This window comes from Azospirillum agricola, assembly GCF_020005195.1.
Taxonomy (GTDB): Bacteria; Pseudomonadota; Alphaproteobacteria; order Azospirillales; family Azospirillaceae; genus Azospirillum; species Azospirillum agricola.
The window spans coordinates 324,131-350,621 of sequence record NZ_JAIFZR010000002.1 but is presented as its reverse complement, the minus strand read 5'-3'; the positions used below and the strand labels follow the sequence as shown (position 1 = coordinate 350,621).

Here is a 26,491-nt window from a genome sequence, read left to right as displayed (position 1 = left end):
GGCGATCCGTGCCTGTCGATACTGCGCCCACGAACAACCAGCCCCCCAATCGATGGCTTCCGCGACACTCGACCACCACACCCTGGAAGCCATCGCCGTGCTTGCCCGCGCCGTCGAGCGCGAGCGGGTTCCCGGCGTTCTGGAGTTCCGCATGCTGGCCAACGCGCTGAACCGCGCCGCCGATTCCCGGTCGGAGCGGGAGTTGAAGGAGGCCGCGCGTGTCTTCAAGACCCTGGAGCCGGAACTGCGAATCCGCATCGTCGAGCGCGCCAAGGCGGAGGCTCATGCACAGGTTCGCGCCGGCCGCGCCGACGCCACGACCGTGGAGATTCCGGCTCTGGACATTCCGCCGCTTCCCATCCGGCCGACGGTGAAGACGGTGAAGTCGGCGGGCTCCAGCTTCCTTGCCGCGCTCAACGGGTTGCGGCCTTCGGGCGCGAAGATCGGGCCGAAGGCCGCTGGCGGCGCGGCGCCCGACAGCCGGGACGCCGCGAAGGATCGCCTGAGGGCGGCGGTCGAGACCCAGCGGGCGCTTCCCGAAACCGCCCCGGATGTGGGATACGACAGGGGGCTTCGCCCCGGCGTGCGGCTGCCCCGCGCGACCTGACCTGAGTCGGGAGACAGCATTTTGACCATCACAGCCGCCAGCTTCCGTGTCGGCGACCGCGTGACCATCCACAGCGGACAGTCCGGCCCGCAATCCATCGCGACGGTGGAGCGCTACACCCACGACAATCGCTGCATGGTGTTGTCCGACGGAACCGAATGGCGGGCCGACGGCCGGCGGCAATGGGGTTTTCGCGGCAGCTTCTACAAGGGGCCGGTGGTCGAGCCCATCCGGGACGGTGACGAGGATCACGTCGTCAAGCGCCGCAGCATCGGCGCCCTGCGCAAGTTCGCCGACAGCCTGACCATGGAGTCGCCGATCTCGGCCGCCGCGCTGCGCCGCATTCTGGAGGTGGTGGAGCAGGAAAAGGCCGGCGGTGCGGCATCCGAGCCGCCCTCCGAGGGGCCCGCGCGGGGGTGAGCGGTCGCACGGCAGGGTTTTTCCGGGCCGACTTTTGCAGAGCCGAGCGGTTCGCCTACACCGTCACCGAAACCAGACCGCCCGGCGAGGCCGTTCCCCCGCCGCCTCCCGCCAGCGGCGGCGGGACGGCGCCGGAGGCCGCCGGACCGGGGGCGGAGCCGCCGGTCCCGGAGATTCCCGGGCTGGCGCCGGCGGAAGCGGACGCACCGAACGAGGCGAAGGATATCCCGCGGTTCGCCGCCGTGCCGGTTCCCGTGCTTCCGGTGCCGAAAGCGGATGCGGCTCCATCGCGGCCCGCCCCCGCATTGGTCGCCATGCTGCCGTCGCTCCCGGTGGTCGGCGACAGACGGCCGGCGGTGCGGCGGTATTCCTCGACCACGCGCTGGGAGGGGATCTGGTCCTGGGTTTCGCCGGTGTCGATGTCGCGGAACAGCAGAACGGCGACCCGCGCCCCCTGGTCGTACCGCAGGAAGGGGCTGATGTAGCCGCCGACTCCGCTGGTCTTGGCGCCGGTCATGGCGGAAGAGGAAGGGTCGGACGCCACGCGATCGGCGTTTTCCACCACGGTCTCGGGCGTCTGGGAAGCCGCCGGCCGGTTTGGCGCTGCGCCGGAAACGCTGCGGATGTCCATCGGTGCCTCCCGCCTTGGCCATTGTGGTGGTTGTCGGTGGTCGCCGCCGGTCCCCGGCAGAGCGCTGGAAACGGATCCTTGCCGATCAGACCGTGATGTTCAGGTTCTGGCCGCGCGTCGGCGTCGTGTTGCCGCCCGAGGAGCCGCTCTGGGTGCTGTTCTGCGCCTCCTGGGTGCGGCGGGTGCGTTCCGCCTCCTCCTCCTGCGCGGTCTCCACGGGGGAGGTCGATCGCTGCGCGGCCGCTGGACCGCTGCTGAGCGGGGTGGTGTAGGGCTGCTGGTAGCCGCCGATACCGCCGATGCCGCTGACGCCCATGATGGTTCCTCCGGCTGCCGGGGCAGCCCTGATTTTTTCAATAGGCAAATTTTGCCCGATCGAAAGGGGAAGCGCCACCGAAATCGACTCCTCGAACGTCGGGTTTCCGGTTTGTCAACCGCCGTTTCACTGGAAACCGCAACGATCACAACTCTTTTTCGGCAACCGGCTCCGGATGGGCAACCGGAGCGCTGTCGGCGGCGGGATCGGCGTTGCGCCACAGCGCCGCCTCCACCGCCAGGGTCCAGAAATTCTCGGCGGCCTTGCTCTGGCGTGAGCGGGGGCGGATCAGGCGGATCTGCACGGGAACGCTCCAGTGCGGTTCCCCGGCCGGCACCAGCGCGCCGCGCCCGAGATCCTCGCCGATCAGGCTTTCCGGCAGCCACGCCACGCCCCGCCCGTCGCGCGCCATCGTCCGCAGCACCGCCGCGAGGTGCGAGGTGAACACCGTGTCCAGCACCGCCGGCACCGGCGACGACGCCCGCACCGCCTCCAGGATGCGGCCCATGCCCGATTCGCGGCTGTAGGAGAGATGCGGCAGCGGCGCCGAGTCGCCGCCTGGCAGGCGGTGGCGCGGCGCGCCCGCGCCGTCGGGAGCGGTCACCGGGACCAGCCGGTCCGACCCGACCACCACCGAGCGGAAGGCGTCGGCGTCGAGCCGTCCGGCGGCGGCCGACTGGGCGTGCGCGTGGCACAGCAGGAATTGCGCCTGCCCGGCCAGCATGATGCGCTCGCAGGCCTCCAGGCTGTCCGACGCCAGCGTGATCGCGCCCAGCCGCGCCCGCGACTCGAGCGTCCGCAGCCAATGCGGGAAGAAGGTCAGCGACAGCGCGTGGGTGGCGGCGAAGCGCAGGGTCGCAGCCTCCGTCTGGGCGGCCAGCCGCGCCTCCTCGCGGCCCTGGAGCAGGCGGCGCGCCGTCTCGTCGGCGAAGGGGCGGAAGCGCCGCCCGGCCTCGGTCAGCGCCACCGGCTGGCCGGCGCGGTCGAACAGGGGCGTTCCCACCCAGTCCTCCAGCGCGCGGATGCGGCGGCTGAAGGCCGGCTGGGTCAGGTGGCGGGCCTCCGCCGCGCGGGAGAAGTTGCCGCTGTCGACCAGCGCCAGGAAGTCGTCGAGCCAGGAAAGTTCCATCACCATGCCGAACGGACATAACGCGTTCCGACTCTGGCATTGGCCGGGCGGGGCCGTCCATCCCTAGAGTGTCGCAACAGCCATCACCGCTCTCCACCGCCAGCCCCAGGGAACCGCCATGCGCATCGTCGAGATCCGCGAGAAGACCGCCGGCATCAGGTCCGACATCGCCAACGCCTACATCGATTTCAGCCAGATGACGTGCAGCGTCGTCGCGGTGGTGACCGACGTGGTGCGCGACGGCAAGCCGGTGATCGGCTACGGCTTCAACTCCAACGGGCGCTACGCCGCCGGCGGGTTGCTGCGCGAGCGCTTCATCCCCCGCCTGATGAGCGCGCCGGCCGACAGCCTGCTCGACGAGTCGGGCGGGAACCTCGACCCGTTCCGCATCTGGGCGCGGCTGATGACCAACGAGAAGCCGGGCGGCCATGGCGAGCGCTCGGTCGCCGTCGGCACCATCGACATGGCGGTGTGGGACGCCGTGGCGAAGATCGCCGGCAAGCCGCTCTACCGGCTGCTGGCCGACCGCTACCGCGCCGGGGTGGCCGACGACAGCGTGTGGGTCTACGCGGCCGGCGGCTACTACTACCCCGGCAAGGACACCAAGGCGCTCCAGGACGAGATGCGCAGCTACCGGGACCGCGGCTACAAGGTCGTGAAGATGAAGATCGGCAACGGGCTGGACGAGGATCTCCGCCGCATCGACGCCGTTCTGGAGGTGGTGGGCGAGGGCGCCAACCTCTGCGTCGACGCCAACGGCCGCTTCGACCTGAAGACCGCCGTGGCCTACGCCGAGGCGCTGAAGCCCTACGGCCTGTTCTGGTACGAGGAGGCGGGCGACCCGCTCGACTACGCCCTCCAGGCCGAACTGGCCAACCATTACGACGGGCCGATGGCGACCGGCGAGAATCTGTTCTCCCACCAGGACGCCCGCAACCTGATCCGCCACGGCGGCATGCGGCCCGACCGCGACTGGCTGCAATTCGACTGCGCGCTCAGCTACGGACTCGTCGAGTATCTGCGGACGCTCGACATGCTCGCCGAGCATGGCTGGTCGAGCCGCCGGGTGGTGCCGCACGGCGGCCACCAGATGTCGCTGAACATCGCCGCCGGCCTGCATCTGGGCGGCAACGAATCCTACCCCGACGTCTTCAAGCCCTTCTGCGGCTTCGCCGACGGCATCGCGGTGGAGGACGGGCGCGTCCGCCTGCCCGACTTGCCGGGCGTCGGATTCGAGGCCAAGTCGGAGCTGTTCGCGACGATGAGCGGCCTGCTGGAAACGCAGGGCTGACGGCCCGGCTCTCCAGCCCCCTCCTGTTCGTTTGGGAGAGGGGGATTGACCCAGCGCGCCGCTGTGGCAATCTCTGCCGTGTCGCAACATTTCAGAAAGGAGGTGATCCAATGTCTCATGGAGCAAGTCCGGTCGTTGCCGCCCTGTTCGGTCTCGCCGCTCTCCTGACGGCGGGGATCGCCAACGCGGATTGTTCGCCAAGTCACAGCGCGAGCGCTTCGCCGCCGCCCGCAACCAGCACCACGGGTTCGAGCGGCACCCCGGCGACGAGCAGCACGCCCGGCTGACGACCGGCACGCCGCCATGTCATGAGACGGGCCGTCCCCTCGCGGGGGCGGCCCGTTTCGTTTAATTCCCCTCCGCCCTCCGCCCTTGCGATGATCGCAATGGAGGCTGGGCTGTTCCGATTGTGTCGAATTTATTAACCGTTCGTTGCTTTTTCTCTCGGTACAAACCGCGATATTGAAATTTTCATGCTCCCTGCGATGATGCGGAGAGAAACCCTGGGTGATGGAGCCTAAGGCGTGTGCCGAGGCCGTCCGGGGCGACCACCAACCACCATCGGCGCATTTTTGAGAGGGGCGGGCTATGGATCACGGGCTGGAGCATGAGCTGGGCTGCTGCCACGGCGAGCGGAATTCGCGGCGTTCGTTCCTGAAGCTGGCGGCGCTGGGTGCCGGCGTCTCGCTGCTGACGCCGGTGATGCCCGGCGTGGCCCGCGCCGCCGGCGGTGTCGACACGCTGCTGCTCTCCTGCATGGACTACCGCCTGATGGGGCATGTCGCCAGCTACATGCAGTCGCGCAACCTCCAGGCCAACTACGACCACATCGTGCTGGCCGGTGCCAGCCTGGGCGCCCTGACCGACAAGAAGCCGAGCTGGGGCGAGGCCTTCTGGGATCACGTGGCGGTGGCGAAGGACCTGCACCACATCAAGAGGCTGGTCGTTATGGACCATCGCGACTGCGGCGCCTACAAGGTGTTCCTCGGCATGGATCTGAAGGGCGACGCGGCCAAGGAAGCCGACGTGCATGGCCAGTATCTGGCCAAGCTGAAGGCGATGGTGACGGAGCGCCACCCGGATCTGGAGGTCGAGCTTCTGCTGATGGGCCTCGACGGGCAGGTCGAGAAGGTCGCCGCCTGATCGCCCGGACAGTCCCCATCCCGACCCTGGGCGGGGACCGTTCCGTATCCGCCGTTCCGTCCGGCTGTCCGCTCAGACGATGGACATCATCGCCGAGGCCGGCGCCTCCAGCGAATCGGCGATGGCGCGCAGGCCGCGCGCCGCCTCGTCGCGGGTGCCGGGCATGCACAGGCCGACACGCACCGCGTGCGGCGCGCTGGCCCGGCCGACCGCGAAGGCGTCGGCTCCGGTGACGATCACGCCACGCCGCCGGGTCTCCAGCACGAAATCCTCGCGCCGCCACGGTTCCGGCAGGACCAGCCAGAGATGCTGCGCCGCCGGGTGGCCGTAGACCGTCTCCACCGGCAGGATCGAGCGGGCGAGGCGCTGTCGGGCCAGATCCTCGACGCGCTGCGTTTCGGCGACGCGGTCGGCGGTGCCGTCCTGGATCCAGCGCGACGCCACCTCCGCCGGCAGGGTGGGGGCGGAGTATTGCAGCGATCGGATCGCCGCCTCGACGCGCGGCTGTAGATCGGGCGGGACCACCGCGTAGCCGATCCGCAGGCCGGCCGACACGCTTTTCGACAGGCTGGTCACATAGATGGTGATGTCCGGCGCGATGGTCTGGATCGGCATCGCGTCCGGCACCATGAAGCCGAACACGTCGTCCTCGATCAGAATGACGCCATAGCGCCGCGCGATCGCCGCGATCTCGGCCCGGCGCGCCTGCGGCATCACCACGGCGGTCGGATTCTGGATGGTCGGCACCAGATAGAGCGCCTTCGGCCCCAACCGGCGGCAGGCGCTGTCGAAGGCGTCGGGCATGATCCCGTGCTCGTCGATGGCCACGCCTTCCAGATGATAGCCCAGGGTTCCGGCCAGGGTCTTTAAGCCGATGTTGGTCAGCCGCTCGGCGAGGATGACGTCGCCCGGCCGCGCCACGGCGGCGAGCGCCACCGCCATGGCGTTCTGCGCCCCGGTGGTCATCAGGACCGAACCGGCGGTCGTCGACACCCCGTGCTGCCGTTCCAGCCACGCCGCCCCGGCGGCCCGGTGATGGGGCAGGCCGGCGTGCGGCGCGTAGCCCAGCAGGTCAGCCGCCTGTCCCGACGCGGCGATGGCGTTCAGCGTGGTGCCCAGGGACTGGACGGCGACCGCGTGCTCGGGCCGGATCGTCGTCATGTTGATCGGCCCCGTCCCGCCGGGAACGGACGGGGGAGTCCAGCTCAGCGGCAACGGAGCGGGGGGCGGCCGCTGTCCCTGCACGAAGGTGCCGCGTCCGACCTCGCCGCCGATCAGGCTGCGCTTTTCCGCCTCGGCGTAGGCGCGGGTGACGGTGCCGACGGTGACGCCAAGCCGGAAAGCGAGGTCGCGGTGGGTCGGCAGCCGGGTGCCCACGGCGAGCGAGCCGTCTGCGATGCCCTCGGCGAGCGCGTCGGCGATGGCGCGGTACAGCGGGCCGCTGCGGCCGTTCAGATCGGGTGTCCAACTTGTCATGGATACAAAGATGACATTCTCCACCTGAATTGTCCAGTGAGGCGGAATTGTCACCATACGGAACAGCGCCGGACGCCGACAATTCGTCACGCCTTGTGGAGGACACGAACGGGTTGTGCCGGCACCGGCGACCCGATAATTTCCCAGCCGGGCCACCGGCGCCCGGCCATCGGCGCCGGACCCCCGGCCGGCCATGCCGCAGCCGTGGGGGACGATGCACACGATCGCCGTTGTCGACGACGACCCCATCACCCGCGAAACCCTGAAATCCTATCTGGAGGGTGAGGGCTACCGCGTGATGCTGGCCCGCGACGGCGACCAGTTGTCGGCCCTGCTGGCGCGCGGGCGTATCGACCTGCTGCTGCTCGACATCCGTCTGCCCGGCAAGGACGGGCTGATGGTGACGCGCGAGCTGCGGGCGAGTTCCAACATCGGCATCATCCTGATCACCGGCCGCTCCGACCGGATGGACCGCATCGTCGGGCTGGAGCTGGGCGCCGACGACTACATCACCAAGCCGTTCGAGCCGCGCGAGATCCTGGCCCGCACCCGCAGCCTGCTGCGCCGTGTCGCCGCCAAGCCGGCCACGGCACCCACCGGCCGGGTGAAGCGATTCGAGGGGTGGGAACTGCACCTCGACAAACGGCGCCTGCGCGACCCGGCGGGGGAGGAGATGCGCCTGACCTCGGCCGAGTTCGAACTTCTGGCCGCCTTCGTCGGGAATCCCGGCCGGGTCCTGACCCGCGACGACCTGCTGGATCTGACCCTGCGTGGCGACAGCGTGCCCTATGACCGCTCCATCGACCGTCTGGTCCGCCGCCTGCGCCGGGTCGTCGAGCCCGATCCGGCGGAACCGACGCGGATCGTGACGGTCCACGGCATGGGCTATCTGTTCCAGGCCGAGGTGGAGTAGCGCGCGCTCAGGATTGGCCGGCGGCTTCGCCGCGCAGGGCGGCGCAGCGGGCGCGGCGCTGGGCCAGATAGCGGTCGCGCGTGGTGTCGTAGTCGGTGAAGCCGATGGCCTTGGCCTGCGGGTCGATCTGGCGGGTGGCGACGATGTCGGCGACCACCTCCACCGATTCGGCGATGACGATGGTCTGCACGCTGGCTCCGGTGCCGAACAAACTGCCCGCCGCGATCCACAGCACCGCGTTGGTCAGCACCACGTCCGACACCGCGTCGCGCACCGTGCGCGGGCCGATGAAGGGCAGGACGACATAGGGACCCTCGCCGACCCCGGCCTTGCACAGGCTGAGGCCGGGGTCGGTGTGGGTGGATTCGTACCCCCAGGCCGTTGCCGTGTCGTAATAGCCGAGCGCTCCCGCCGTGCTGTTGATGGCGAAGCGCTCCACCGACCGCCAGCTGCCGGCGAACTCGCCGACCGCCAGCGCGGTGACGGCGGTGACCGGCTCGTTGACGAGGTTGGCGACGACGTTGCCGAGGCTTCCGCTTCCGGCGGGGGGGACCGCCGCCGCCCCGGCCGGCGTGCCCGACCACCAGGCCGACGCCTGGTCCAGCCTGGCGTACAAAGCCCGGTTGGCGTCGAACATGAAGCGGCTGTAGCCGTCGAGGATGCCGCCGGCCGGTACCGGCGCGGCGGAGTGCGGCGGGGCTTCCGCCGGCACGGACACGCCCTCGGCCGCCGCGGGGACGGCGAAGCCCGTCAGCGCCAGCAGGCCGGTGGCGAGGAGCGGCCGCAGCCTCACGGGCGGGCCAGCTTGCCGCCGATGCGGTCGGCCAGCTTCGCGATGGCGGCGTCGGCGGCGATGCGGGCGCGGGCCTCCTGAACCCAGCTTTCGACGAGGGCGGCGGCCTCGCCGCTGAGCGGCGAAAGCTCGTGGACCGCCGCGTCGAGGTCGCCGCCGGCCAGCCGCTCCTTGACCCGGTCGGCGACGACGGAGGCGCGCTCGATCGGCGGCACGACGCTCTGCGGCTCCTCTCCGGGCGCCGGGCGGCCGAGCAGGGAGTTGATCCAGGCGACCGGGATCACCTTGAAGTCGCGGCGGCCCAGTTCGTCGGCGAGGTCGCGGAACTCCTGGCGGAGCTGCGAGCCGACCAGGATGCCGGTCGCGGCGTATTTCTCCACCGCCGCCAGCGCCGGCTCCAGCGCGCCGAGGTCCGGGTTGGAGGCGCGGGCCAGCGCCAGCTCGACGTCGAAGGGGCCGGGGCGGCGCAGCGCCGACTGGAGCTGCACCAGGGCGACCAGACCGACACGCGTCTCGGCGGCGGATTGCGCGGCCTTGGCCGCGGCGGCGTCCTGCTGGGCCCTGGCCAGCGTGGCGCTGGTGTCCGCCAGCTTGCGTTCGAGATCGGCGACCGACTGGTTCAGGCGGCCGATCTCGACGTCCTGCCGGGCCTGGGCGGCGGCGGCAGGCGTGCGCAGATGCATGAATTTGAAGAGCGGCGGCGCCCAGAAGGCCGAGGTGATGGCGGCGACCAGCGCCACCGCCGCCATCGTCGTGGTTCCGCCGGCGGCGCGGTAGCCCGTGCCGGATGCGGACGCCGATGGGGAAACGGCCTGGGAAACCGTGTTCGGTGTGGAGGAATCCTGGTCACCCGACATGCATCACCTCGCTCGACTGGCCCATTGTAAGTACATCCGAAGAGAAAACCCGGCAAGGCCGTATGCGGCGTCGCATAACGTCTTGGTCCGGGCGCCTCCGCCACGGTTTCAGAAGGTCAGCGTCAGCACCGACACCAGCGCATGGACCAGCAGCGTCACGGTCACGCCGGCGATGATCGATTGCGCGATGGCGGTGTTGATGGCGATGACCGAATCCTTGCGCCCCATCCCGATGGCGATGGCGATCCCGCCGGCCAGCAGCCCGCTGAGCGCCACCTTCAGCAGCACCCAGCCCATCTTCGGCGACGGCGTCAGCCCCTCGGTCAGCAGCTTGCGGAAGAAATGCTCCTGCCACAGCTCGCGGTGCTGCTGGGGGAACAGCAGGTGCCACGTCTCCATCGACCCCCAGCTCGCCACCGCCAGCGACACCAGCAGCAGCAGGCCGGAGCCCACCACCATGTTCAGGATGATGGCGGTGAAGATGTAGCCGCGCGCCGGGATGCGCAGATTCTCCATCGCCTTGAACTGCGAGGACAGCACCCGGTTGCCGATGTCGGCGGCGATGATGGCGTTGTTGCGGGCGACGAACAGGATGCTGCTGATCAAGGGCACCGCGATGGTGCCCTGGACCAGCCCGACCCCGGTCAGCGTCTCGTCGTGCAGCACCGACTTCAGGAAACCGCCGAAGGAATTGTAGTTGAAGCCGAACCACATGGACACGAAGCCCATGATCAGCGCCCCCATCCCCATGTAGATCAGCATCAGGGGAGAGACGCAGAGCGCCCAGAAATACTCGGCGAGGTAGCGCAGGAACCAGTGCGCCCGCGACCGGCGGCGGATGGTCGCCGGCCAGGGGTTGCCCGCGACGGCGGCCGGCGGTTGGCCCTGGGGCCGGATGGCGGCCGCCGGGATGGCGTCGCCGCTGTCGGTCTTCAGCAGCTCGGCTTCCACCAGATCGGCGTCGGGCGGCACCTCGACCAGCCGGCGGCCGCGTGTGTCGAGCAGCAGCACGCGGTCGGCGATCGGCAGCAGATCCTTCACATGATGGGCGACGATCAGCGCCGGCTTGCCCATGCCCCGGCACAGGCCGCGGATCAGTTCGCCCAGCCGGCGGGCCGACACGACGTCGAGGCCGGAGTTCGGCTCGTCGAACAGCAGGACCGGGCGGTCGGCCAGCACGGTGCGGGCGATGGCAAGGCGCTGGCGCTGGCCGCCGCTGCACGACGCGATGCGCTTGTCCGGCCCGATGTCGGCCAGCAGCCCCTGGGCGTCGCCCATCGGGGCCGGGTGGCGGCCCGGCGCGTGATCGGCGGCGATGCGCAGATTCTCCATCGCCGACAGGTCGTCGAACAGCGCGTGTTCCTGGAAGACGATGCCGCCGATGTCGCTGCGCTCGGTGGCGAGGTCGATGCCGCGGTCGCCATGGCGCAGGCGCCCGCCCACCGTCCAGCCTCCCTCGCCGACCTCCAGCAGGCCGCCGAGCAGCTTGACCAGCGTGGATTTGCCGCCGCCGCTGGGGCCGATCAGCAGCACCACCTCGCCGGCCCGGATGCGCAGCGTCGTGTCGTTCAGCACGCGGCCGCCGCCGGGGCGGTCGATGGTGAGATTCTCGATGAGGATGTCGTCGGAGGCCATCGGCGTCACGGCGTGAGGCTCCGCACCAGAAGCTTGGGCGCGCGGGAGTCGAGGCGCAGCATCTCGTCGCGTTGCTGGGGGCTCATCAGGATCACCACCGGGCCGGGACGTCCGGCGATCAGGCCGTTGAAGGTGTAGGCCGCCATGGCGTTCAGGTCGCTGCCGTCGCGCACCCCGAACAGGATGCGGGGCGCGGCCAGCGACAGGGCGTTCGCCGGCTGGGCCATCGGGGTCAGGTAGGCGGTCATGCGCGGGTCGGTGGCCAGCCGGACCAGCGTGTTCTCGACCGTCCGGTCGGCGGCCAGCATGTCCATCGTGGTGCCGGCGAAGACCTGGAGGAACGCCTTGGTCTGCCGGGTCTCGAAGATGCTGGCGACCATGCGCTCCATCACGCCCTGGTCGCGGATGTCGCGCAAGGCCCCCTCCAGCGCCTGCTCGATCGGGGCGGTGTTCCAGGGGCGGGCGTTGAACACGTCGAGGACGGTGCCGATGTTGGCCTGAACGGTGTCCCAGATCAGCCCGTCGACCCGGCGCAGCAGGATCGGCCGGATCTCCCGCAGCGCGGTGTCGCGCAGCACCGGCTCGGCCCCGCGCATCATCTCGTCATAGGCGGCGCGGGTGCGCGGCGACCGCCACGCCGCCTCGATGGCGTTGCGCGCGGCCTCCTGGAGGGCCGGGCGGTAGTCGGCGTTGAATTCCGGCGAATGCAGGATGGCGTCGGCCGACCGGCGCAGCGACTGGGCCAGTTCGGTGAACCCCTCGCGCAGCCGGGTCCGCTCCTCGTCGGTGGCGAGCATCCACAGCGTCCGCAGGTCGGCGGAGAACAGCACGCCCTCGCTCGCCTGGGCGAGCAGCGGCTCGTAGGGGTCGTAGAGCGTGACGCGGAGGCGTCCGCCGGGCTGGTCGGTGGCCTCGCGGGTGGCGTAGCCGGAGCGGATCGTCGTGCGGTCGGCCCGCAGGGTCAGGACCGGGATGCCGCCGGACAGGGCGGGCAGCGGGTCCGGGACCGCCGGGGTGAAGAACAGGCTGGGCGGCGCCCCGCGCAGGGGCAGGGCCGACAACCCGGCGGCGGTGAACAGACCCAACAGCAGCAGGCTCGCGATGACCGGCAGCGCCCCCGATCGACCGACAGCATCCATCCCCGGCGAACCCCGTTTCCGTCCCAGCCGACACGCCTGCGCAGGGAAGCATTATAACCGACGGAAAAACAGCGGAAATCAGCGTGACCGTTTCGAGACTTGCATACGGGGTCAGGTGCGCGCGGCCGACGCCTTGCGCGGCGGCTTGGCGGCGCCGTCCTCCTCGTCCTTGCCGGGTTTGCGGAAGGTGCTGAGCTCGGCGATGCGGCTGACCGACAGGCCGTTCACCCGGCAGCCGGCGACCTCGACCACCTCGAACCCGACCTTGCGGGGAAAACGCGATGACGCCCGGTCGCGCGCGTCGCGCTCGCTGTCGGCGATCAGGATGTAGCGGCGGATGCCGGACCAGCCGCGGAAGCCGCGCATGTCGCTGTGATGCATCCCCGCCGCGCTGTGGCGCACCGCCACCTCCCAGAAGCGTCCGGGGCGCGGTTCCAGCCGGTCGAAGATGAAATAGCGGTCGAGCGGCGCCACCTTCTTCTGGTCGAGTTCCTGGAGGGCGGCCTGGAGATCGACCTCGGCCTTCTGGACGCGCTTCTCCATGTCGGCGTGCTGCTGGGCGAGATGCGCGTGGTCGGCGGCGGCGTCGGTCAGCTCCTTGCCGGCGTCCTCGACCTTGTCCTTCAGCTTGCTCATGGCGATGCGCGTCAGCACGAGCTGGCGGCGCCAGTAGCGGTTGGACAGGACGGTCAGCACCATCAGCCCCAGCGCGATGTAGAGCATCATCCCGGTCATGCGGGAACGGCCTCCGCCTCGGGATCGGGGGCGAGCGCCAGGGGCACGACGGGCGAGACGGCGAGGCCGTTGCGTTGGCCGAAGCTGCCGCGAACGATCGCGTGCGCCTGGTCGGCCGAAGCGGCGGAGATGTGGGCGACGTTGCGGAACTCCCAGATCTGGCGGGAGAACACGATGTCCTTGCGGTCGAGTTCCGCGAAGTTCGGCGCCGGCACGACCTGCGCCCAATAGACGTCGTTGTTGCCCTCGGGCTCGCCCAGCTCGTGGACCAGCTCGATCTTGGCGTATTCCAGGGCCCGCAGCTCGGTCAGCGCCTTCTGGCGGCGGGCGTTGAACTCGGTGAAGCGGGCCTGCTGGTCGATGAGCTCGCCGCGCTTGCGCTCGCTCTTCTGCCGCCATTCGGCGAGCGCCGCGCGCCTCTTGTCGTAGAGGCGCTGGTTCATCGCCTCGCGCGTCTTCTCCGCGCTGACGCGGCCGACGTCGATGACGATGGACAGGCCGAGGGCGGCGGCGCTGGTGATGAGAAGCAGCATGCCCAGGAATTCGCCGGAAATCACCATACGCCCACCTGCCGCTGCGACGGATGCTCTTTCCGGGGCGCCGGACACCGCAGCCGCCCCGGCCGGATCATAGCATCGGGGGCGTGTGTCCGGGTTGTAATTTTTCGACGAAATCCAGTGGCGCGGACCATTTCCGGAGTGCGGGCGCGACGGGGACGACACCAAGTCGCACCCCCGCCATGGCCTTCATCTTTCCGTCATCACGCGGCGCCGCGCCGCGACGCCCGCGACTCTCTGGTCGCGCCGTTCTACTCTTCGCCGCGCGGCGCGAAGCTCATCGCCGCGCCGTTCATGCAATAGCGCAGGCCGGTCGGCTGCGGCCCGTCCTCGAACACATGGCCGAGATGCCCCTCGCAGCGGGCGCAATGCACCTCGGTGCGCGGGTAGGCCAGCTTGTAATCGGTCGAGGTGGCGACGGCCCCCGGCAGCGGCTCCCAGAAGCTGGGCCAGCCCGACCCGCTCTCATACTTGGTGGCGCTGCTGTAAAGCGGCTGCCCGCAGCCGGCGCACAGGAAGGTGCCGGAACGCTTCTCGTCGTTCAGCGGGCTGGAACCCGGCCGCTCGGTGCCGTGCTCGCGCAGGACGCGGTACTGCGTCGGCGACAGCTCCTGCTTCCAGTCGGCGTCGGACTTGTGGGGTTCGGTCTTGTCGGTGCCGGTCATACCGGGGTTTCTCCTAATGGGGTCGTTGGCGGATTGACCTATCATATTGGTCGGTCTTGGGTCCTTCCCAAGACGTGGACGGATCCGCTCACACATTCGTGACCGGGCAGCGGGGGGGGCGCGTTAACAAAAGTTTCATGGAACCGCAGCGTCGGAGTCACCGGCCGTCCCATTATGCTGCAATTTGCCAAAACCTCTCCAGGAGGCTGCTGGCGTTTCGGGCCGGTTCCCCGGCATCCCCCGACTCCGATTTCCCTCGATCAAGGTGCGACCCGATGGCGATCTCCCTCCTGCGCAGCCTCACGCTGAAGCAGGCGATCCACGCGATCCTCGCCGCCTTCGTGATCGGCCTCGCCATCACGGCGGTCGAGTTCGGCTGGACCGCGACCCGCGAGCGCGCCATCGCGCTCGACCGGATCGGCGAGGTCGCCATGCTGATGGACGGCGCCGCCACCACGGCGGCCTGGACGCTCGACCGCAACCTGGGCGAACAGGTGCTCGACGGCATCCTGGCGGTGCGCACCGCCGGCTGGGCCGAGATCCGGCTCGACAACGGCACGGTGACGAGCCGGCGCACCCGCCCGCCGACCGAACAGACCCTCGTCCAGCGCACCGCCCAGGCCATGCTGTTCGTCGACGAACCGGTGGTGGAACGCGCGCTGTATCCGCTCGACACCCGGCGCGGCCGCCAGCCCTTCGCCCATCTGCGCATCGGCGTCGACACGGCGGAGGCCGCCGACGGCTTCCTCGACTACGCGGCGCGCACGCTGCTCGTCGGCCTGCTGCGCAACCTGATGATCGGTCTGGCGATGGCGGTGGTGTTCCACCGGCTGCTGACCCGGCCGCTGGTCCGCATCGGCCACGCGGTGGCGCGGATCGACCCGGAGCGGCCGCTCGGCCAGCCGCTGCCGATGCCGCGCGGCCACGCCGACGACGAGCTGGGCTACGTCGTCGCCCGCTTCAACGAGACGCTGGGCCAGCTTGAGCGCGAGCACGCCGAACTGCGGCGGATGGCGACGCGCTGCACCCTGACCGGGCTGGCGAACCGGGCGCTGCTGATCGACCGGCTGTCGCACGCCATCGCGCTGGCCGGGCGGTCGCGCGGGCGGCTGGCGCTGCTCTACGTCGACCTCGACCGTTTCAAGCGCATCAACGACAGCCTGGGCCACACGGTCGGCGACGCGCTGCTCTGCCGGGTGGCGGAGCGGCTGAGCGAGACGGTGCGGCGCTCCGACACGGTCGCCCGACTGGGCGGCGACGAGTTCGTGATCGTGCTGGAGCGGGTGACCGACGCCGACGAGGCGGCGGCCGTCGCCGGCCGGCTGCTCGACGCGCTCGCCACCGTGACGCTGGTCGAGGAGCACCGCGTCCACATCGGCGCCAGCATCGGCATAGCGCTGCATCCCGAGGACGCCGCCGACGGGCAGAGCCTGATGCGGATGGCCGACGCGGCGATGCAGGTGGCCAAGGCGGACGGCGGCGGACGCTACGTCTTCTACACCCGCGACATGACCGACCGCGCCATGGCCCGCCTGCGGCTGGAGGCCTGCCTGCGCGAGGCGACGGCGCAGCGCGGCTTCGAACTGGTCTACCAGCCGAAGATCGACGCCACCGGCGGCCGGCTGACCGGCTTCGAGGCGCTGATCCGCTGGCGTCACGAGGGGGCGATGATCCCGCCGATGGAGTTCATTCCGGTCGCCGAGGACACCGGACTGATCATCGACATCGGCGCCTGGGTGCTCGACGAATCCTGCCGCACGGCGGCGCGCTGGGCGCTCGACCACGGGCCGGTGCCGATCGCGGTCAACGTCTCGGCCCGGCAGCTCGCCGACCCGGCCTTCGCCGAACTGGTCGAGGCGACGCTGGCCCGCCACGGCACGCGGCCGGAGCTGCTGGAGATCGAGATCACCGAGACCGTCATCATGAAGGACGTCCGCCACCATCTGCCGACGCTGAACCGCCTGCGGGCACTGGGGGTGCGGATCGCCATCGACGATTTCGGCACCGGCTATTCCTCGCTGGCCTATCTGCGGCAATTGCCGGTCGACGTGCTGAAGATCGACCGCAGCTTCGTCACCGACCTGCCGCACGCGCCGGACATCGCCTCCACCGTCATCGGGCTGGCGCAGCGGCTGTTCCTGTCCACCGTCGCCGAGGGGGTGGAGACGGTCGAGCAGCAGCGCTGGCTGGCCGAGGCCGGCTGCAACTGCCTGCAAGGCTACCTGATTTCCCGCCCGCTGTCGGCCGACGCGGCGGAGGCGATGGTGATGGGCGCCTTCGCGCGCGCCGAGGGCATGGCGCTGACCGCGTGACGGGGCTTCACGCCCGCGCCCGCTCCGGTTCCCGGCGGGCCTGCCCGGTCGGGCAGAGATCCAGCAGCACGCAGCGGTCGCAGGCCGGGTCGCGGTGATAGCAGCAGCGCTGCCCGTGCAGCATCATGACCTCGTGGTTGTCGTAGACCCGCTGGGCGTCCCACTCCGGCGGCAGTTGCGCGGCGAGCACGGCGTGGGACGGGCCGACCGCCAGCGAGGCCGGAATCAGGCCGGTGCGCACCGCCACCCGGTGATGGTGGCTGTCCACCGGCAGGGCGGCCCGGCGCAGGGTGGAGAAGCTGAGGACGGCGGCGCTGGTCTTCGGCCCGACGCCCGGCAGTGCCTCCAGCCACGCGCGGGCCTCGGGCACAGAGAGGTCGTTCAGGACATCCAGGGACAGGCCGCCGGTGCGTTCGGTGATGCGTCGCAGGATGGCCTGGATGCGCGGCGCCTTCTGCTCCGGCCATGTCACCCCGGCGATGACCGCCTCGACCTCCGTCGTCGGCGCGTCGCGCACCGCCGCCCAATCCGTTGATGATTGGCCCGTTGATGGCTGGCCCGGCCAGCGCTTGCGCAGCGCCTTGAAGGCGGCGCCGGAGGCGGCGTTGCGGGTCCGGTGCGACAGCAGCGAGGACACCAGCTCGCTGAGCGGATCCAGGCTGTGGAAATAGGGCACCGGGCAGCCGTGGATCCTGCACAGCAGCCGGTGGATCTCAAGCGCCTTGGCGCGCAGCGCGGCGGGATCGGTGAAAAGGTCGGTCATGCAGCCGACAACAGCGAGGCGGCCGAAGCGTCACCCGACCAGACCGGACATCACCGCGCGGAGCTGCGCCGGCTTCACCGGCTTGTTCAGCACGAGGCAGCCGGCGGCCTTGGCCTCGTCGGCCAACTCGGGGGTGCGGTTGGCGGTGACGATCACCGCCGGCAGGATGCGCCCGCAGGCCGCCCGCAGCCGGGCCACCTCGTTCACGCCGAGGGCGCCGTCGTCGAGGTGGTAGTCGGCGATCAGCAGATCCGGCGGCCGTGGCATGCCCGATAGCAGCGCTAGCGCCTGCTCGCCCGAGGTCGCCGAGACCACCGCGCAGGACCAGCCGCGCAGCAGCGCCTCCATCCCCGCCACCACGGCCGGCTCGTTGTCGAGCACCAGCACCGAGGTGCCGGCCAGCCGGTCGGTCAGCGGCCGCACGGCGGCGGCGCTCGGCGGACGGGCGGCGCGGCGTTCGGTGCCGCGCGGCACGGTGACGGCGAAGACCGAGCCGCGCCCCGGCTCCGACCGCACGGTGATCGGGTGGTTCAGCATGCGCGCGACACGCTCGACGATGGCCAGCCCCAGCCCCATGCCACGGTCGCGGCCATGGACGACCGGCGTGTCGAGGCGGCGGAACTCCTGGAAGATCTCGGCGAGCTTGTCGGGCGGAATGCCGGGGCCGTTGTCCCACACCTCGATCCGCACCCCCTCGGCGCAGCGGCGGCAGCCGACCACCACCCGGCCGCTGCGGACGTAGCGCAGCGCGTTGGACAGGAAGTTCTGCACGATCCGCCGCAACAGCCGCATGTCGCTGCGCACCACCGCGCCCGATCCGACCACCCGCAGCGCGATGCCGCGCTCCGCCGCGACCGCCGCGTATTCGGTGGCGAGCGGCGCCAGGATGCCGCGCAACGGAAAGTCGCTGACCTCCGGCGTCACCGCCCCGGCGTCGAGCTTGGAGATGTCGAGCAGCGCCGACAGCAGATCCTCGACCGAGGCCAGCGCCACGTCGATGTTCTCGACCAGCTCGCCGACGCTGCCGGTCTTCTCCAGGTCGGCGAGCGCCGAGACGAACAGGCGGGCCGCGTTCAGCGGTTGCAGCAGGTCGTGGCTGGCCGCCGCGATGAAGCGGGTCTTGGACAGGTTGGCCTGGTCGGCCTCCGCCTTGGCCTGGTGGAGCTGGTCGTTCAGCAGCATCAGGCCGGTCTTCTCGGCCTGTTCGGATTCGCGCCGCCGCTCCTCGGCCTGCTTGATGTCGGTGATGTCGGTGTAGACGCCGACGATGCCGCCGTCGCGGGTGCGCCGCTCGTTCACCTGCACCCAGCGCCCGTCGGCCAGCCGGTTGATGAAGACGCCATTCAGGTCGTGGCGGTGGTCCAGCCGTTCCTTCAGCCAGAGGTCGGGCGGCGGCTCCATCACCGCGCTCGCCTCCGCCACCATGGCGGCCAGCTCGCCGAAGCGGATTCCGGCCTGGATGCGCGCGGCCACCGCCGGCCAGTAGGACAGGTACTTGCGGTTGCACAGCACCAGCCGGTCGGACGAGTCGAACAGGGCGAAGCCCTCGTTCACCGACTCGATGGCCTCGAACAGCCGGGTCCGCATGGTCTCCGCCAGCTCCTTGGCGCGGGCGATGTCGCGGTTGCTGTCTTCCAGCTTGTGCAGGGCGCGTTCCAGCTCCAGCGTGCGCTCGCGGATCTTCTGCTCCAGCACGATGGCGGTCTGGAACAGCGAGAAGGCGCCGCCCTGGAAATCCATCGACCGCTCGACGCGGTCCATCAGCACCTTGTTGATGCGCTGGAGCTTGGCGTTCTCGCGCTCCAGCTCGGCGATGCGGTCGCTCTCGCGGCTCATGGTCAGCGTCCCCCGATCGCCACGCCGGTGAAGGTCTGGTTGACGTGCATCCCGTTCACCTGTTCGCCGTAGGCGCAGAACCCGACGACCCGGTGCCGCGTCAGGCGTTCCGCCATGACGGCGCCGATCTGGCGCTGTTCCATCTCCAGCCGGCGCAGGATGCAGTCGCAACCCAGGATCAGGTCGGGCGGCCCGACCTCCGATTCAATGCCGTCCATCAGCGCGTCGAAGTTGGCGACCGGGTCCACCCCCTCCGCCACCGTCAGCACGATCCCCTCGTCGATGGCGCAGAAGAAGGTCAGGCTCTCGTCGTCGTTGACCTTCTGGATCGAGCGGACATGGTACTGGCCGCCGACCCGCACCACCACCGGGTGGGAGGCGAAGATCATCGGCGTCAGCGGCTCGCCCTCCAGCCCGACCAGCCGGGCGTATTCGCGGCCCGCCGGCTCGGCGTTGATCTCGGTGACGATGCGGCGCTGCGGGTCGGCGCCGGTCACCACCATCTTGCGGTCCGAGTTGACGAAATGCTGGGTGCGGAAGACGGTGAAGGGGCGCGTCGTGGTGAACAGCGCGACCACCGCCGCGTTGGGGTGGAAGGCGCCCTCGTGCAGGACGAAGGTGCGCTCGAAATGCATGTCGTCGCCGGCCGAGGCGCCGAACAGCGGGATGTCGATCATCGCGTTGTGCAGGGCGCTGACGACGGTCTCCTCGCTCATCGACAGGCCGTCGATCAGCAGCATGGCGAAGCTGCCGGTCTCGCCCATCGGCACCGGCCGCGCCGCCAGCGCCCGGTCGCGCCGGGTCAGCAGCGAGCGGGCGATGACCGTGCTGTCGGCGATCTCGAAACGGTCGACATGGTCGACCAGCGCGGTGACGACGGTGAAATCCTCCGACGGGAAGCCGACCGCCACCACCGCGCCGACGCTGTAGCCGCCGGGACCGATCTCGCCCGCCGTGGTGCAGCCGATGACGGGGACGGTGCCGAACTGCACGGCCAGCGCGTCGGCCAACGCGGTCAGGTCGTAATGGGGGGCGCAGAAGACGACGACCATCTCCAGCGGGGTGTCGCCCAGCCCCTCGCGCAGCTCGCGCGCCGCGTCGGCCGGGCGCTCGGCGTGCGACATCGCGCGCGGCATCCCATCGCCGGGCCGGGGATCTGGACTGGGTTCGGACATGGCGGCCCCTTCCGTCCGCGAGTTCTCTCCGGCCAGCGTACTCCAGGGATGGCGGCGGGCAAGCCCGTTGCGCGAGCGGGTGAATGCGACCATCGTCGAATGCGGACTCCTAACGGGGAACGGCGAGCGCGCCCGCCGGGACCGGGGGCAACAGATGCGGCAATTCGTCGTCGCTGAACAGCCTGGCCCTGGCGGTGAAGCGCACACCGTCCGGCGCCTCCAGCGAGAAGCCGCCGCCGCGCGCCTGGATGACGTCGAGGATCACCTGGCTGTGCTCCCAATAGGCGAAGGTGCCGTCGGCCATGCAGAAGGGCGTGCCGCCGACCATACCGAGGCAGAGGTCGCCCCCGCCCATGCGGAATTCCCCGAGCGGCAGGCAGAGCGGCGCCGTGCCGTCGCAGCAGCCGCCCGACAGATGCAGCAGCAGCGGCCCGTGCCGGGCCGACAGCCGGTCGAGCAGGGCGAGCGCCTCGGGGGTGGCGGTCACGCGGTCGGTCATCACGGTTCTCCGGTGATCGTCAAGAAAAAAGGCCGGGGGTTCGCACCCCCGGCCCAGTTCTGCCCGATAGGGAGGAGCACACTCAGAAGAAGCCGAGTGCTTTCGGGCTGTAGCTGACCAGCAGGTTCTTGGTCTGCTGGTAGTGATCGAGCATCATCTTGTGCGTCTCGCGGCCGATGCCGGACTTCTTGTAACCACCGAAGGCGGCGTGGGCCGGGTACAGGTGGTAGCAATTGGTCCAGACGCGGCCGGCCTGGATGCCGCGGCCCATGCGGAAGGCGCGGTTGCCGTCGCGGGTCCACACGCCGGCGCCCAGCCCGAACTCGCTGTCGTTGGCGATGGCCAGCGCCTCCTCCTCGGTCTCGAAGGTCGTGACGGCGACCACCGGCCCGAAGATCTCCTCCTGGAAGATGCGCATCTTGTTGTGGCCCTCGAGGATGGTCGGCTGCACGTAGTAGCCGCCCTCAAGCTCGCCGCCGAGATGGGCGCGGCCGCCGCCGATCAGCACCTTGGCGCCCTCGGCCTTGCCGATCTCGATGTAGGAGAGGATCTTCTCGAGCTGCTCCTGCGAGGCCTGGGCGCCGATCATGGTGGCGCCGTCCAGCGGGTGGCCCTGGGTGATCTTGGCGACGCGCTCGACCGCCAGCTTGATGAAGCGGTCGTAGATCGACTTCTGGATCAGCACGCGGCTCGGGCAGGTGCAGACCTCGCCCTGGTTCAGCGCGAACATCGCGAAGCCTTCGAGCGCCTTGTCGAGGAACTCGTCGTCCGCCGCCATCACGTCCTCGAAGAAGATGTTGGGCGACTTGCCGCCCAGCTCGACCGTCGAGGGGATGATGTTCTCCGACGCGTATTGCAGGATCAGGCGGCCGGTCGAGGTCTCGCCGGTGAAGGCGATCTTCGAGATGCGCTTGTTGGTGGCGAGCGGCTTGCCGGCCTCGATGCCGAAGCCGTTGACGATGTTCAGCACGCCGGCCGGCAGCAGGTCACCGATCATCTCGGCCAGCACCAGGATCGCCATCGGGGTCTGCTCGGCCGGCTTCAGCACGACGCAGTTGCCGGCGGCGAGCGCCGGGGCCAGCTTCCAGGCGGCCATCAGCAGCGGGAAGTTCCAGGGGATGATCTGGCCGACGACGCCCAGCGGCTCATGGAAGTGGTAGGCGTAGGTGGTGTGGTCGATCTCGGCGATCGAGCCTTCCTGGGCGCGGATGCAGCCGGCGTAGTAGCGGAAATGGTCGATGGCAAGCGGGATGTCGGCGGCGCGGGTCTCGCGGATCGGCTTGCCGTTGTCCAGCGTCTCGGCCAGCGCGATGATCTCCAGCCGCTCCTCGATCCGGTCGGCGATCTTCAGCAGGATGTTCGAGCGCTCGGTGGGCGAGGTGCGGCCCCAGGCGTCCTTGGCCTTGTGGGCGGCGTCCAGCGCCAGCTCGACGTCGGCGGCGGTCGAACGGGCGATCTCGCACAGCGGCTTGCCGGTGATCGGGGTCAGGTTCGTGAAGTATTGGCCATCCACCGGGGCCACCCACTGCCCGCCGATATAGTTGTCGTAGCGGGGGCGCAGCGCGATTTGCTTCTGAAGCGTGTCGAGTGCCTGGTGGAGCATTGGGCCGTTCCTCTCGAAGTGGCAGGCCGGTCAAGGTTCCGGCCCAGCGCGTTTGTCTGAGCCATTCAGCCACCGGGGGAGGGGGACGGTAAATTATACTATGGAAGGAGGCCCGCGCGGTCGGGGTAGCCTTCGCTTCCGGATGACCCCGGCCGGCCGGCGAAACCATCGTTCGCTTGGGCTGTTTCCCTGGTTCAGCCGAGTTGCACGTGGACAGCCGATGACGGTTCCGGCCCTTGATCTGGATGATGACGTGACGGCGGGGGGCGAGGCCGACCGGCTGCGCGCCCACGTTTACCGTTTGCTGGCGCTGACCCTGGCCAGGCCGCCGGACGCCGGCCTGCTGGCCCTGCTCGCCGGCCTGCAAGGCGACGGAACGCCGCTTGGCGACGCCTTCGACGCTCTGGCGGCCCGTGCGGGAGCCGGCGAGGCCGAGACGGCCGAGCGGGAGTTCAACGCGCTCTTCATCGGCGTCGTCCAGGGCGAGCTGGTGCCCTACGCCTCCTACTACCGCACCGGCTTCCTCAGCGACCGGCCGCTCGCGGCGCTGCGCGCCGACCTCCAGGCGCTGGGTTTCGAGCGCGCCCCCGGCGTGTCGGAGCCGGAGGACCACATCGCCGGCCTGTGCGACATCATGGCCGCTCTGGTCCTCGACGGCGCCGACGACGCGGTGCAGCGGCATGTCTTCGCCAGCCACCTCGTTCCTTGGGCCGACCGCTTCTTCCGCGACCTGGAAAAGGCCGGAGCCGCCAGCCTGTACCGCCCGGTCGGCACCATCGGGCGGCTGTTCCTGTCGATTGAATCCAACGCCTTCGCGATGCTTGAGGGAGCCGAAGCATGAAGCCGGAACGCCTGCGCCAGGGCCCGGACCTGGAACGCCGCGACCTCCTGAAGGGCCTGGGGCTGGGCGCCGCCGGGGCGGCGGCCACCCTGATGCCCGGCGACGCCGCGCGGGCCGCCGAGTCCCCGCGGGAGCAGGTCAAGGCGCGCTATCGCGAAACGGACCACGTCAAGCGCTTCTACGCGCTGAACCGTCTCTAGCCACCGGAGAAGGGCCGCCGCCATGCTCGTGAAACGCTCCTCCGGAAAGACCGCGCGCGGGTCGCTTCTCCGGGCGCTGTCCGGCGATGTCAACGGGGCGGGAAGCCTGGAGGCCGGCGTCAGCCGGCGCGGCTTCCTGCGCCGCTCGGGCCTCGCCGCCGGCGGGATCGCCGCCATCGGCGCGCTGCCCGCCGCCATGATCCGCCGCAGCGAGGCCGGCCCCGTCCTGCCCAACGTCGAGCTGGTGACGCGCAAGAACGTCTGCACCCACTGCTCGGTCGGCTGCACGGTGATCGCCGAGGTGCAGAACGGCGTCTGGGTCGGCCAGGAACCCGGCTGGGAAAGCCCGATCAACCAGGGCACGCACTGCGCCAAGGGGGCGTCGGTCCGCGAGCTGACCAAGGGCACGCGCCGCGTCAAATACCCGTTGAAGCTGGTGAACGGTGAATGGAAGCGCCTGTCCTGGGACCAGGCGATCGAGGAGATCGGGACCAAGCTGCTGGAGATCCGGCAGGCGTCCGGCCCCGACGCGGTGTTCTGGCTCGGCTCGGCGAAATTCTCCAACGAGGGGGCCTATCTCTACCGCAAGCTGGCGGCCTTCTGGGGCACCAACAACGTCGACCATCAGGCGCGCATCTGCCATTCGACCACGGTCGCCGGGGTGGCGAACACGTGGGGCTACGGCGCCATGACCAACAGCTATAACGACATCCAGAACTCCAAGGCCCTGCTGATCGTCGGCGGCAACCCGGCCGAGGCGCACCCCGTCTCGCTCCAGCACATGCTGCGCGGCAAGGAGCGCAACCGCGCGCCCTTCATCGTCATCGACCCGCGCTTCACCCGCACCGCCGCCCACGCCACCGAATATGTCCGCATCCGCCCCGGCACCGACATCCCGATCGCCTGGGGCCTGCTCTGGCACATCTTCGAGAATGGCTGGGAGGACAAGGAGTACATCCGCCAGCGCGTCTACGGCATGGACGAGATCCGCGCCGAGGTGAGGAAATGGACGCCCGAGGAGGTCGAGCGGGTGACCGGCGTCCCCGGCACCCAGGTCCGCCGGGTGGCCGAGGCCATCGCCAGGAACAAGCCGAGCACCGTTATCTGGTGCATGGGCATCACCCAGCACACGGTCGGCACCGCCAACGTCCGGGCGCTGTCGATCCTGCAACTGGCGCTCGGCAACATCGGCGTCGAGGGCGGCGGCGCCAACATCTACCGCGGCCACTGCAACGTGCAGGGCGCCACCGACTTCGGCCTCGACGTCACCACCCTGCCGGCCTATTACGGGCTGGCCGAGGGGGCGTGGAAGCATTTCGGCCGGGTCTGGGACGTCGATTACGACTATCTGAAGGGCCGCTTCGCCTCCAAGGATCTGATGGAGGCCAAGGGCATCCCGACGACCCGCTGGTTCGACGCCGTGCTGGCCCGGCCGGACCAGATCGACCAGCCGAGCCCCTTGCGCGCCATGGTCTGCTTCGGCCATGGCGGCAACACCGTCACCCGCATGCCGGAGATGATCAAGGGGCTGGAGAAGCTCAGCCTTCTCGTCATCGCCGACCCGCACCCCACCACCTTCGCCGCCATCAAGGAGCGGCGCGACGGCACCTACATCCTGCCGACCTGCACCCAGTTCGAGACGGACGGCTCGCGCACCTGCTCCAACCGCTCGATGCAGTGGGGCGAGAAGGTGGTGGAGCCGATCTTCGAATCGAAGGACGACTACACGATCATGTATCTGCTCGCCCGCAAGCTCGGCTTCGCGGACGAGATGTTCAAGCACATCACGGTCGAAGAGACCCGCCCGGTGCCCGAGGACATCCTGCGCGAGATGAATCGCGGCTGCCTCGCCATCGGCGCCACCGGCCAGTCGCCGGAGCGCCTCAAGATGCACATGAAGCATCAGGCCGATTTCGACAAGATCACCATGCGGGCCACCAGCGGCCCCTGCGCCGGGGATTACTACGGTCTGCCCTGGCCCTGCTGGGGCCATCCGGAGATCCGCCACCCCGGCTCGGCGATCCTTTACGACACCTCCAAGTCGGTGATGGACGGCGGCGGCGGCTTCCGCGCCCGCTTCGGGGTGGAGCGCAACGGCGTGTCGCTGCTGGCCGACGGCTCCTACCCCAAGGGGTCGGAGATCGAGGACGGCTATCCCGAATTCACCATGGCCGTGCTGAGGAAGCTGGGCTGGGACAAGGATCTGACGCCCGAGGAGATGCGCGTCATCGAGGCGGTCGGCGGCGGCAGGACCGACGAGGTGAGCTGGCAGACCGACCTGTCCATGGGGATCATCCGCGTGGCCCTGAAGCATGGCTGCGTGCCCTACGGCAACGCCAAGGCGCGCGCCGTCGCCTGGAGCCTGCCCGACCCGGTGCCGGTCCACCGCGAGCCGATCTATTCCCCGCGCCCCGATCTGGTGAAGGCCTATCCCGCCATCGAGGACCGGCGCGACTTCCGGCTGGTGCAGCTCGCCCGCTCGCTCCAGTTCAAGGCGGCGGAGAGCGACCTGCGCGGCAAGTTCCCGATGGTGCTGACCTCCGGCCGGCTGGTCGAGTACGAGGGCGGCGGCGAGGAGACGCGCTCCAACCCGTGGCTGGCCGAGTTGCAGCAGAGCATGTTCGCCGAGATCAACCGCAAGGACGCCGAGCGGCTGGGCATCAAGGACGGGGCCTGGGTCTGGGTGCACGGGCCGGAGAACGCCGGCCGGGCCAAGGTGCGGGCGCTGGTGACCGACCGGGTGGGGACGGGCACCGTGTTCATGCCCTTCCATTTCTCGGGCCAGTGGCAGGGCGACAGCCTGCGGCGCAACTACCCGCCGGACACCGATCCGATCGTTCTGGGCGAGCCGGTCAACGGGGTGACGACCTACGGCTACGACCCGGTGACCTTCATGCAGGAGACCAAGGTCACGCTGTGCCGCGTCGAGCCGGCGTGACGGGTGGAAAGAGGATT

25 protein-coding genes are annotated in these 26,491 nt (G+C 70.1%); 9 read left to right on the top strand and 16 right to left on the bottom strand.

What is annotated here, in order from left to right:
- Positions 1-52 precede the first annotated feature (52 nt).
- Positions 53-607 carry a hypothetical protein gene (locus tag JN22_RS04440; protein WP_179166037.1) on the top strand — a complete coding sequence of 185 codons (555 nt, stop codon included), beginning with the start codon at positions 53-55 and terminating at the stop codon, positions 605-607.
- Between the two features lie 21 nt (positions 608-628).
- A complete protein-coding gene (locus JN22_RS04435; RefSeq protein ID WP_223677566.1) occupies positions 629-1,027 on the top strand; it encodes a hypothetical protein in 399 nt (132 codons plus the stop codon).
- 55 nt (positions 1,028-1,082) lie between these two features.
- Here JN22_RS04435 and JN22_RS04430 read toward each other — a convergent pair whose 3' ends face one another.
- The 3 genes from JN22_RS04430 to JN22_RS04420 form a co-directional block, all read right to left on the bottom strand.
- Positions 1,083-1,658: a hypothetical protein gene (locus JN22_RS04430; RefSeq protein WP_085552768.1), complete on the bottom strand. Its 576-nt coding sequence runs from the start codon at positions 1,656-1,658 to the stop codon at positions 1,083-1,085.
- An 85-nt stretch (positions 1,659-1,743) separates the two neighbouring features.
- Entirely contained in the window at positions 1,744-1,974 is a 231-nt protein-coding gene (locus tag JN22_RS04425; protein WP_085552767.1) for a hypothetical protein, read from the bottom strand.
- A 145-nt stretch (positions 1,975-2,119) separates the two neighbouring features.
- Positions 2,120-3,109, bottom strand: coding sequence for a LysR family transcriptional regulator (locus JN22_RS04420; protein WP_223677565.1), 990 nt, complete (start codon positions 3,107-3,109; stop codon positions 2,120-2,122).
- 112 nt (positions 3,110-3,221) lie between these two features.
- Here JN22_RS04420 and JN22_RS04415 point away from each other — a divergent pair, with 112 nt between their 5' ends.
- Both JN22_RS04415 and JN22_RS04410 read left to right on the top strand, forming a co-directional pair.
- Complete coding sequence (locus JN22_RS04415; protein ID WP_085552766.1) at positions 3,222-4,394, top strand: mandelate racemase/muconate lactonizing enzyme family protein; 1,173 nt, start codon at positions 3,222-3,224, stop codon at positions 4,392-4,394.
- A 588-nt stretch (positions 4,395-4,982) separates the two neighbouring features.
- Entirely contained in the window at positions 4,983-5,537 is a 555-nt protein-coding gene (locus JN22_RS04410) for a carbonic anhydrase (RefSeq protein ID WP_085552765.1), read from the top strand.
- 72 nt (positions 5,538-5,609) lie between these two features.
- On the opposite strand, the gene JN22_RS04405 is transcribed toward JN22_RS04410, so the two are convergent.
- Complete coding sequence (locus JN22_RS04405) at positions 5,610-7,013, bottom strand: aminotransferase-like domain-containing protein (protein WP_085552764.1); 1,404 nt, start codon at positions 7,011-7,013, stop codon at positions 5,610-5,612.
- 214 nt (positions 7,014-7,227) lie between these two features.
- On the opposite strand from JN22_RS04405, the gene JN22_RS04400 reads away from it, so the two are divergent.
- Complete coding sequence (locus JN22_RS04400) at positions 7,228-7,926, top strand: response regulator (protein ID WP_085552763.1); 699 nt, start codon at positions 7,228-7,230, stop codon at positions 7,924-7,926.
- Between the two features lie 7 nt (positions 7,927-7,933).
- Here JN22_RS04400 and JN22_RS04395 read toward each other — a convergent pair whose 3' ends face one another.
- The 7 genes from JN22_RS04395 to msrB form a co-directional block, all read right to left on the bottom strand.
- Positions 7,934-8,719: an MlaA family lipoprotein gene (locus JN22_RS04395; protein WP_223677564.1), complete on the bottom strand. Its 786-nt coding sequence runs from the start codon at positions 8,717-8,719 to the stop codon at positions 7,934-7,936.
- Positions 8,716-9,576, bottom strand: a complete 861-nt coding sequence (locus tag JN22_RS04390) for an MICOS complex subunit MIC60 (protein WP_143268144.1) — start codon at positions 9,574-9,576, stop codon at positions 8,716-8,718. Before JN22_RS04390 ends, JN22_RS04395 begins: the two co-directional genes overlap by 4 nt.
- A 108-nt stretch (positions 9,577-9,684) precedes the next feature.
- Positions 9,685-11,211 carry an ATP-binding cassette domain-containing protein gene (locus JN22_RS04385; protein WP_085552761.1) on the bottom strand — a complete coding sequence of 509 codons (1,527 nt, stop codon included), beginning with the start codon at positions 11,209-11,211 and terminating at the stop codon, positions 9,685-9,687.
- Between the two features lie 5 nt (positions 11,212-11,216).
- Positions 11,217-12,350: a hypothetical protein gene (locus JN22_RS04380; RefSeq protein ID WP_085552760.1), complete on the bottom strand. Its 1,134-nt coding sequence runs from the start codon at positions 12,348-12,350 to the stop codon at positions 11,217-11,219.
- Between the two features lie 111 nt (positions 12,351-12,461).
- Positions 12,462-13,085: a hypothetical protein gene (locus JN22_RS04375; protein ID WP_085552759.1), complete on the bottom strand. Its 624-nt coding sequence runs from the start codon at positions 13,083-13,085 to the stop codon at positions 12,462-12,464.
- On the bottom strand, positions 13,082-13,618 hold the full coding sequence (locus JN22_RS04370; protein ID WP_223677563.1) for a hypothetical protein: 537 nt from the start codon (positions 13,616-13,618) through the stop codon (positions 13,082-13,084). The genes JN22_RS04375 and JN22_RS04370 overlap by 4 nt, the downstream gene beginning before the upstream one ends.
- 275 nt (positions 13,619-13,893) lie before the next feature.
- On the bottom strand, positions 13,894-14,307 hold the full coding sequence (gene msrB, locus JN22_RS04365) for a peptide-methionine (R)-S-oxide reductase MsrB (protein ID WP_085552757.1): 414 nt from the start codon (positions 14,305-14,307) through the stop codon (positions 13,894-13,896).
- A 275-nt stretch (positions 14,308-14,582) separates the two neighbouring features.
- Here msrB and JN22_RS04360 point away from each other — a divergent pair, with 275 nt between their 5' ends.
- Positions 14,583-16,619, top strand: coding sequence for a putative bifunctional diguanylate cyclase/phosphodiesterase (locus tag JN22_RS04360; protein WP_085552756.1), 2,037 nt, complete (start codon positions 14,583-14,585; stop codon positions 16,617-16,619).
- Positions 16,620-16,626: 7 nt separating this feature from the next.
- On the opposite strand, the gene JN22_RS04355 is transcribed toward JN22_RS04360, so the two are convergent.
- The 5 genes from JN22_RS04355 to adh all read right to left on the bottom strand — a co-directional run bounded on the left by JN22_RS04355 (position 16,627) and on the right by adh (position 22,495).
- Positions 16,627-17,382, bottom strand: coding sequence for an endonuclease III domain-containing protein (locus tag JN22_RS04355; protein WP_085552755.1), 756 nt, complete (start codon positions 17,380-17,382; stop codon positions 16,627-16,629).
- 30 nt (positions 17,383-17,412) lie between these two features.
- A complete protein-coding gene (locus tag JN22_RS04350; RefSeq protein WP_085552754.1) occupies positions 17,413-19,218 on the bottom strand; it encodes an ATP-binding response regulator in 1,806 nt (601 codons plus the stop codon).
- A 2-nt stretch (positions 19,219-19,220) separates the two neighbouring features.
- Positions 19,221-20,486 (bottom strand): nitric oxide-sensing protein NosP, encoded by a 1,266-nt coding sequence (gene nosP / locus JN22_RS04345; RefSeq protein WP_085552753.1) that lies wholly within the window; start codon positions 20,484-20,486, stop codon positions 19,221-19,223.
- Positions 20,487-20,502: 16 nt separating this feature from the next.
- The gene (locus JN22_RS04340; RefSeq protein WP_085552752.1) at positions 20,503-20,892 is read right to left on the bottom strand and encodes a DUF779 domain-containing protein; all 390 of its coding nucleotides are present in this window, start codon (positions 20,890-20,892) and stop codon (positions 20,503-20,505) included.
- A gap of 82 nt (positions 20,893-20,974) precedes the next feature.
- Positions 20,975-22,495: an aldehyde dehydrogenase gene (gene adh / locus JN22_RS04335; protein WP_085552751.1), complete on the bottom strand. Its 1,521-nt coding sequence runs from the start codon at positions 22,493-22,495 to the stop codon at positions 20,975-20,977.
- 220 nt (positions 22,496-22,715) lie between these two features.
- On the opposite strand from adh, the gene JN22_RS04330 reads away from it, so the two are divergent.
- The 3 genes from JN22_RS04330 to JN22_RS04320 are packed head-to-tail and all read left to right on the top strand — an operon-like array spanning position 22,716 to position 26,474.
- Entirely contained in the window at positions 22,716-23,336 is a 621-nt protein-coding gene (locus JN22_RS04330; RefSeq protein WP_085552750.1) for a TorD/DmsD family molecular chaperone, read from the top strand.
- On the top strand, positions 23,333-23,536 hold the full coding sequence (locus tag JN22_RS04325; RefSeq protein WP_085552749.1) for a twin-arginine translocation signal domain-containing protein: 204 nt from the start codon (positions 23,333-23,335) through the stop codon (positions 23,534-23,536). The genes JN22_RS04330 and JN22_RS04325 overlap by 4 nt, the downstream gene beginning before the upstream one ends.
- Before the next feature lie 22 nt (positions 23,537-23,558).
- Positions 23,559-26,474, top strand: coding sequence for a formate dehydrogenase subunit alpha (locus JN22_RS04320; RefSeq protein ID WP_085552748.1), 2,916 nt, complete (start codon positions 23,559-23,561; stop codon positions 26,472-26,474).
- Positions 26,475-26,491: the final 17 nt, after the last annotated feature.